At 42.5% G+C, this 7,005-nt stretch carries 6 protein-coding genes; all 6 read right to left on the bottom strand.

Annotated elements, in window-relative coordinates:
• Window positions 1–27: 27 nt before the first annotated feature.
• The 6 genes from EYS08_RS19015 to EYS08_RS19040 all read right to left on the bottom strand — a co-directional run bounded on the left by EYS08_RS19015 (window position 28) and on the right by EYS08_RS19040 (window position 5,535).
• On the bottom strand, window positions 28–1,299 hold the full coding sequence (locus EYS08_RS19015) for a glycoside hydrolase family 5 protein (RefSeq protein ID WP_131031601.1): 1,272 nt from the start codon (window positions 1,297–1,299) through the stop codon (window positions 28–30).
• An 88-nt stretch (window positions 1,300–1,387) separates the two neighbouring features.
• On the bottom strand, window positions 1,388–1,540 hold the full coding sequence (locus EYS08_RS26680) for a cellulase family glycosylhydrolase (RefSeq protein ID WP_131031602.1): 153 nt from the start codon (window positions 1,538–1,540) through the stop codon (window positions 1,388–1,390).
• A 169-nt stretch (window positions 1,541–1,709) separates the two neighbouring features.
• Complete coding sequence (locus tag EYS08_RS19025) at window positions 1,710–2,480, bottom strand: 3-keto-disaccharide hydrolase (RefSeq protein ID WP_131031603.1); 771 nt, start codon at window positions 2,478–2,480, stop codon at window positions 1,710–1,712.
• Between the two features lie 33 nt (window positions 2,481–2,513).
• Window positions 2,514–4,454 (bottom strand): c-type cytochrome, encoded by a 1,941-nt coding sequence (locus EYS08_RS19030; protein WP_208745906.1) that lies wholly within the window; start codon window positions 4,452–4,454, stop codon window positions 2,514–2,516.
• 4 nt (window positions 4,455–4,458) lie between these two features.
• Complete coding sequence (locus EYS08_RS19035) at window positions 4,459–5,205, bottom strand: hypothetical protein (RefSeq protein WP_131031604.1); 747 nt, start codon at window positions 5,203–5,205, stop codon at window positions 4,459–4,461.
• Window positions 5,206–5,328: 123 nt separating this feature from the next.
• Entirely contained in the window at window positions 5,329–5,535 is a 207-nt protein-coding gene (locus EYS08_RS19040; protein ID WP_131031605.1) for a fibronectin type III-like domain-contianing protein, read from the bottom strand.
• Window positions 5,536–7,005 lie beyond the last annotated feature (1,470 nt).

The raw sequence follows: 7,005 nt of genomic DNA on the forward strand, positions 1-7,005 counted from the left end.
CTATTCAGTTATAGTATCTCTTACTATTTACTTAGATCCTGCAATAATGGCATCTAAAATAGCCTGGTCTTTTACCTTATTATTAGCTCTGTCTAACATAAAACCTATCTCCCAATAGAAGGGCAGAATACCATTGACTTTAGCCTGTTTGGTTACATAATATGTCCAGTCATTTACAGACTTGTTGTGCATAGCCAGGTCCTTAGGAAGATAATTCGGGTTGTTAATCGCATTCCTTCTCCAGGCTGCATATTCACCCAGCATTACAGGGATTCCTTTATCAACAAACTTCTGTTTAATATTTTTGAATTCAGTATCAATCACATCCTCTTCTCCAAAGGTAGCGTTGCGCTCTGGTTCAATAGTAGAATGATTCCCTTTTCCCCAGTAGTAAGCCATTTTGCCCCAAGTTGCATCTCCATTTGTTAGTATCGTAAATGTTGCAGGCGTGTAGTCATGCACCTCAACCATCAACTTATTAGGAATTTCGTCTTTTGGCATTGTATTCATCAAAGTAAAAGTTTTAGTAGGGTCAGTGGTGGGGCCCTGCACAACCAGCACCCGGTAACTGTTCCTGCCGCCGGTAGAACGAACAGCCTTGATGAATGTTTCGTGATAACTATTGAGTATAGCCATCTGCTCAGCATTTTCAACTGCAGGTTCATTCGTACCGGCAAAAATAAGATGTTCGTCAAAATCACGCATGGTTGTAGCAATCTGCTCCCAAAGCGCTTTTAGTCTCGCATTAATTTCCTCTTGCTTTTCCGCATTGACATTATTTTCGAGCCAGCCATTGTCTCCGTGCGTATTCAGCATTACATACATATCATTAGCTACACACCATCCAACAACTTCTTTCACCCGGTTAAGCCATGCCTGGTCAATTTCTGCTTTACTTGGATCACTTAAATGAGTCCAGTTCCAGTTACAAGGAATCCGTACAGTATTGAATCCCATTTGCTTTACAAATTTCACATACGATTCGGTCAGTTTACTATTCTGCCACTCCCCTTCAACTGGTGATTCCATGGTATTGCCAAAATTTATTCCCAAATGCATTTTTGCCGCCAGTTGTACAGCTGTACTACTCATACCGGTTGCATCGGGTGCTTTTGGCGATAAATTATATGTTGGATATAAATTACTTACTTGTGTAATCTTTTTAATATCCAATGGAGAAACTTCCAGCTCTGCTGCAGCCTCCGACTTCTTACATGATGAGGAGAATGAAGCGATAACGATCAGGAAACCTAAAAGTATACCCTGACTTCTATTTTTTATATTTATAATGTTTTTCATTTTGGTTAGATTTTAATTTATTTTTCACAACCCTCAGATTGTTGAAGGCTTTTTTTTTACTATCAGTCTTTTGAAAATTTATTTCAACTTACGTATTGTCAAAAACCTGATTTCTTTTAATTTCATGTTGAAGCGCTGCTGTAGTGCGGTTGGCCATATATTGATCCCAGGAGCAAGGAATTCGAATGGCGTTAAACCGTTTTTTTTTAACCAGATCGACATATGCCTGGGTAACCAGCATTCACTGCTTTTACAAGAGACTGTTTCCCAGCCAGACTTCCGGATTCTTGCTTGTGGAACCTCGTAGACATAGGGATGACTACGATGCCGAAAAGATAATTTACTGTTCTCATATAGGTATATAATTGGTTTCTATTAAAAAATCGATCAGCAGAGGGGCAATTTACTTGCTACAATTTCCTTAACCAGATATTGCGATAGCTGATCGGTTCACTTTTATCTCCATGACTCTGTAATTTAATTGGTGAGGCATCATGTTTTCTGTAGGTTGGCTGGCCAATATAAGGGGTATCCCCTTTTAGTATGGTGGCATTCTGCACGAGAATACCATTGTGAAAAACTGTCGCTACAGCTGGTGACTTTACAGAACCGTCTTCGTTAAAACGGGGAGCTGTCCAGGCGATATCATAGGTCTGCCACTCTCCTGGTTTTAAACAGGCATTTACCATCGGTGGCGATTGTTTGTAGAGACTACCAGCCTGCCCGTTTACGTAGGTTTTATTGTCGTAATTGTCCAGCACCTGCAACTCATATCCGCCAGCACCCCAGGGAAGAGCAGCCAGAAAAATACCGCTGTTACCTCGGCCCTGGCCACTTCCGCTTATATTTTCTGGAATCCTGTATTCAATGTGAAGCTGAAAATCCATAAACTTCTCTTTTGTCTGGAGATCGCCCGCTGACTTATCTACTGTCATAATCCCATCAGCTAACTTCCATTTTTTTGCTGAAGCAGCATCGCCGGAGTTTACCCACTGATCCAGATCTTTCCCGTTAAAAAGAAATATGGCATCTGAAGGCGCTCCTCCATACACCTTAGCCGGACTTACCTTTGCAGGTACCGGGGCCCATACTTCCGTATCTTCTGGCTTAGCAGGTTGCTGTGCCTGAACGAGCAGCGCATTTATTACGAGTATCCCAAAAATTAATATTGATCGTTTCATATTATTGATTGATTTTCTTTAGCTATTGAAGTATTATTTATTTAATGATTTGATCCAGGCCGCAATTTTTGTAACCTCATCTTTTGGAACATTGGTCATTGGCGGCATCGGCGTGGAATAACCTGGCCAATGCTCCGGTTTAGGCGTATAAATCAGGCTTATTAGTTCCCCGACCGTATACTTTTTGGTGGAAATCTCTTTAAAAGAGGGGCCAACTTGTCGCTTATCTGTATTGTGGCAGGCCAGGCAGGTATTTTTAACCAGAAGCCCTTTCACCTGATCGTAAGTCGGAATTTTTACTACTGATGTTTTCCCACCTGATGAAGACTTTTTGCTTTGTGCCGAAGGCAGCGTTTTAGTTAAGGCCGAATTTTTGGTACTTATTCCTGCAAGGCTAAGTGCTTTCCCTTCCGGGATATTATTTAAAGTATAATATGCTGTTGGATGTACCAGACTATAGTAGTTCTCTTGTGATCGGATACCATCCAAAGTAATGCTATGAATGTATCCTTTGCGCAGGCCGGCTACAATAATTCTGGCAGTGAGGCCATCAGCTGAAACGCGAACGCCCTTTACATTGCACTTTTGGCTATTTACCGGCGGACTTCCATACACACTATGGTATTTATAAATAAAGCTTTCCACTGAATAAGAGGCAAGATCTAAGGCATATTTCTTATCAACAGGTTTGGTGAACTCTATTTCAAACCCATCAGGCATAGCTTTGATGCTGCGCATTTCAAAAGGGATTTTGTTGTTCCAAACCAGTCGCTGGATCCCCTCTGTGGCCTCGCCGGCCGAACCCCATCCTCTGTTGGTCTCGCCGGCGAACAATGATCCATCCTTCCCCCAGGCCAAACGCACGATACCCGACTGAAATCCACTTCTGAAAGGCCATGCGGCCCCCTGATATTCTCCGTTTATCTTTTCCATAAACACACGGCTTACCATACTCTGTCCCTGGTCACCCACCAAAAGCTGGCCAGCGAAAGGACCAAAGGAGCCTTGAGGAATTTTTACTATCTCAGAATTTGAAATACCCAGAATTCCGTGAGGCAGCCACACCGCGGGTATTTGCAATTCTGGAAAGTTCTTCTTCATATCCATCTCGGTTACCACTTTTGCATTCACATCGTTCTCTGGCTTTACACTGTTTCCCTTGCTGTCGTAAATCATCTTTGTCTCATTCTTGGCAAAGAACTGTTCTGTGGTCAATTTTATTGGAGACTGTGGCAGATTAGCCCACACCAAGCTGGCTGGATGCCCCATAAATGCGCCTTTTTTTACTTGCATGATACTTCCAGAGCCAACCCAATCGCCTTGATTATCAGTATAAAAAAGCTGATCATCAATCATACTAATTCCGCAAGGCGAGCGCATACCTGCAGCCCAAGGCTCTACTCTTCCATCTTCAAAAATATGGAGTGCCCAGCCCCTCCATGGAACCATACTTGTCGGGTTCCACCAGGTTGGCGGAAATCCAAGATTCAGGGTTACAAAAAAAGATCCATCGGCAGCTAGCTTAGGGCCAAAACTATACTCATGGTAATTTCCTGACAATGGCCAAGCGTATATGGTTTCAAAATCATCGGCCACTCCATCGTTGTCTGTATCTGTCATTTTAGTAAGTTCACCTCGCTGAACACAATACAGTGATCCGTCTTTATAGGCAAGTCCAAGCACTTCATGAAGGCCCGAAGCAAACTTTTGAAATGTTGGTTTCAGTGAAGACGGATTTTTCACAATGAAAACATCCCCCCTCCTGGTGGTGACACCCAGATCGCCGTTAGGAAATGTACAGAGTCCGCCCACTTCGAGGATTGTTCCTTCGGGAGCGGGTACTTTCATGATCTTAAAATAATCATCTTCCTTTGGAGATTCTGCCTGAGCAAAGCAGCTTATTGACATCAATATAAATGTCATTGTCAACAGGCACGAAATACAGTTTTTATAATAATTGAAATAAATATTCATCTGGCTATTGGTTAAAAAGAATGGAGTAAATGATCTTACCTTGGAATGGAACCAGAAGTTCCTGAGTTCCCTGTATGGTTCTGACTACAGGTTTCAATGCCGTCCCATCCTCAACCGTAATGGAATAAGCTTTATCAGCAATAACATATTTACCATCTTTCTGTTCGATGACGTTTGCTTTGGCGAGACACAGGTATAAGTCATTGGCACTTCCTTCTGACTCAATTTCACGCCGAATGCCCTGGCCACCATCAATCACCTTGGTCGCATCTTTAACACTCAATCCGTATGTAAAGTATTTAAACACTGGCAGTCCTGATGCATCAAGTGTATAGCCCTTCGGTTTGAAGCCCGACCCGACCGTGTCTTTTTTAAACTCACTTTGTAGTGTTGATAACCGTTGAATCTGGGGTATGGCATCGCCAACCTGGAGTGCTGTTCCGAGTGGCCGCGAAGAACCATCGCCCCTATCATGCCACATTGGTGTCGCATCCAGAAATCCTCCTTTCCACAATAATACCAATTGGCCATTGTCGGCGTCGTAGGTATAATGCACTTGCAACGGACTACCTATGCTGATGGCATGGGTAACCCGTTTACCACCATCAAGATCAATAAAGCTCCTGAGCAGGATATTGCGTTCTGCCTTAATGATTATTGGCTCAACTTTGGTCTCCTGTGCAATAGCCGACCCGCCCGTCAAACAAAAGGCCGATGCACAGGCAATGAAAAAATAAGAATATAAATTCATGCTTATCTGTATAATATTTGGTTAATTAAGTGTGTTGGTTTCGCATTATCTTTAAAATTGGGCTACTGACCGGTTCATAGCTTATCAATAGTATACCCGTTTCTTTCCTTTTATCGCCGCTCACTATTTAACAGCGATCTTCGGCTTTTGAGAAATATGGCCTGGGGAGTTACCCAGTTGAAGCATGAAGTCTCCTGCCTCGATATTCCAGCCCTTTTTCCCCTCGTCATGGAAAGCTAAATCAGCAACTTTTACGTCCATCTCAACAGTCTTCGTTTCTCTGGCTTGGCCATTATCGGATTTAACCATAACCCGATGGAGCTGTACCATTACCGGAAAATTTTAGCCTTTTGTGTGCATGCCACCTTACTCCTTTTCTTTGCATTTCTCATAATTAGTAAGAGGCCTGGATAAGCTTCTTATGGATAATTGGTTATTAGCTTCAAAATTAGGCCAAAGGATACCATTTGGAATAGATCAGATCTTTCAATTTCCGCAAAAAATGTTACACAAGCGTTGTATTGAGTGCTAAAAATCCTTTTTTGCTAAATAATATCATTTGAATTGGAAACATTTGCATCCGATTTTTATCCTGATCCGTAAAACTGCTGAGCACTTAACTTGAGCGCTTTTTATTGCAAACCCAAACAGATGCAGGCCTGTGGAACAATCTACGAATGACATATTTTAAAAACGGCGTCATCTCCTTTGGTTTTTGGCTAAGTACAAACTTCTACCATTACAGACTCCAATAGAGTGTTCGTCATTCTCGCGCAGGCGGGAATCTTAAAGCGCTTGCATTACGATTCCCAATCAAGTTGGGAATGACGAACCGCCAAAACCTATCATCCAACTCCTTTGTTTTTGGCTAAAAACTGATCTCTACCAATGGCAGATTCCAATAGAGCGGTCGTCTTTCCCGCGCAGGCGGGGATCTTAAATCGGTCGCCATCTTTGCCTTAGGCTCGGTCTTGCCTCGGCTCACCGCCGAAGGGGCTCTTTCTTTTATCCTTGATGATAAAGAAACAAACCTGAGCGCAGCGAAAGCATGCCTGCCGTTAAAAACAACCAACACAAAGGCATAACTGAAAGGCTTGCATCGTTTTTTATGTGATCATATTGCTTTTTATAGGTATAAAAGATTGCTGCGCAATTCTTGTAAAAACCTACTGAAATCTTAATTGCGGCAGCATCGAGGCTCTTACCCTTACCTGTCCCACCGCTCCCGCTTGATCCTGCCTTGGACCGTGGGTTAATGATAGGAAGTGCACAGATTTCCGTGCTTTTTCCTGCGAAAATCTGCTATGCCGGATAGCATGGGGAATATTGCAGGGTGCCGTAATTTGTTTTTTAGCCCTTTCCCTTTCAGGGGAAAGGTGCCGATAGGCGGCTAGGGGTTTAAGGCGGTCGCTATAATCGGTCGTCTTTCCCGCTAGTAGCGATAGTTGTAAGATTGCTTTCCTGAAAGGTCGGGACAGGTTGTCGGCTGAAAAAACCTTCTGGCATCCGATAGCTCCTAAAATCCGCATGTCTGTCGTAATCTGAATATTACTAAGTTCTAAAAATGAATATCACCTGATTTTATTCCGCGATAATTATATTTATAGGCGGAAGTTCATTTTTGATTGGCATTTCTGAACAGATTTGGGGTCGAAATTTTATTTTAGGCATAAAAATGAAATAGACATCCCCTCCTGGCTATATTTCAGGTAACATATTAGCGCTAAGTATTTCTTTTAGTGATCCTGATGCTATGGGTAGCTATGATCTATTGAGTAAATTCTTAATTTCAGCTGTCTG

Source organism: Pedobacter kyonggii, from assembly GCF_004310665.1.
GTDB lineage: Bacteria > Bacteroidota > Bacteroidia > Sphingobacteriales > Sphingobacteriaceae > Pedobacter > Pedobacter kyonggii.

Excerpts from the sequence above, each read along its gene's own strand:
- EYS08_RS19040 (WP_131031605.1), bottom strand. The coding sequence starts at position 5,535 with ATGGTACAGCTCCATCGGGTTATGGTTAAATCCGATAATGGCCAAGCC.
- EYS08_RS19030 (WP_208745906.1), bottom strand. The coding sequence starts at position 4,454 with ATGAATATTTATTTCAATTATTATAAAAACTGTATTTCGTGCCTGTTG.
- EYS08_RS19015 (WP_131031601.1), bottom strand. The coding sequence starts at position 1,299 with ATGAAAAACATTATAAATATAAAAAATAGAAGTCAGGGTATACTTTTA.
- EYS08_RS19025 (WP_131031603.1), bottom strand. The coding sequence starts at position 2,480 with ATGAAACGATCAATATTAATTTTTGGGATACTCGTAATAAATGCGCTG.
- EYS08_RS19035 (WP_131031604.1), bottom strand. The coding sequence starts at position 5,205 with ATGAATTTATATTCTTATTTTTTCATTGCCTGTGCATCGGCCTTTTGT.
- EYS08_RS26680 (WP_131031602.1), bottom strand. The coding sequence starts at position 1,540 with ATGCTGGTTACCCAGGCATATGTCGATCTGGTTAAAAAAAAACGGTTT.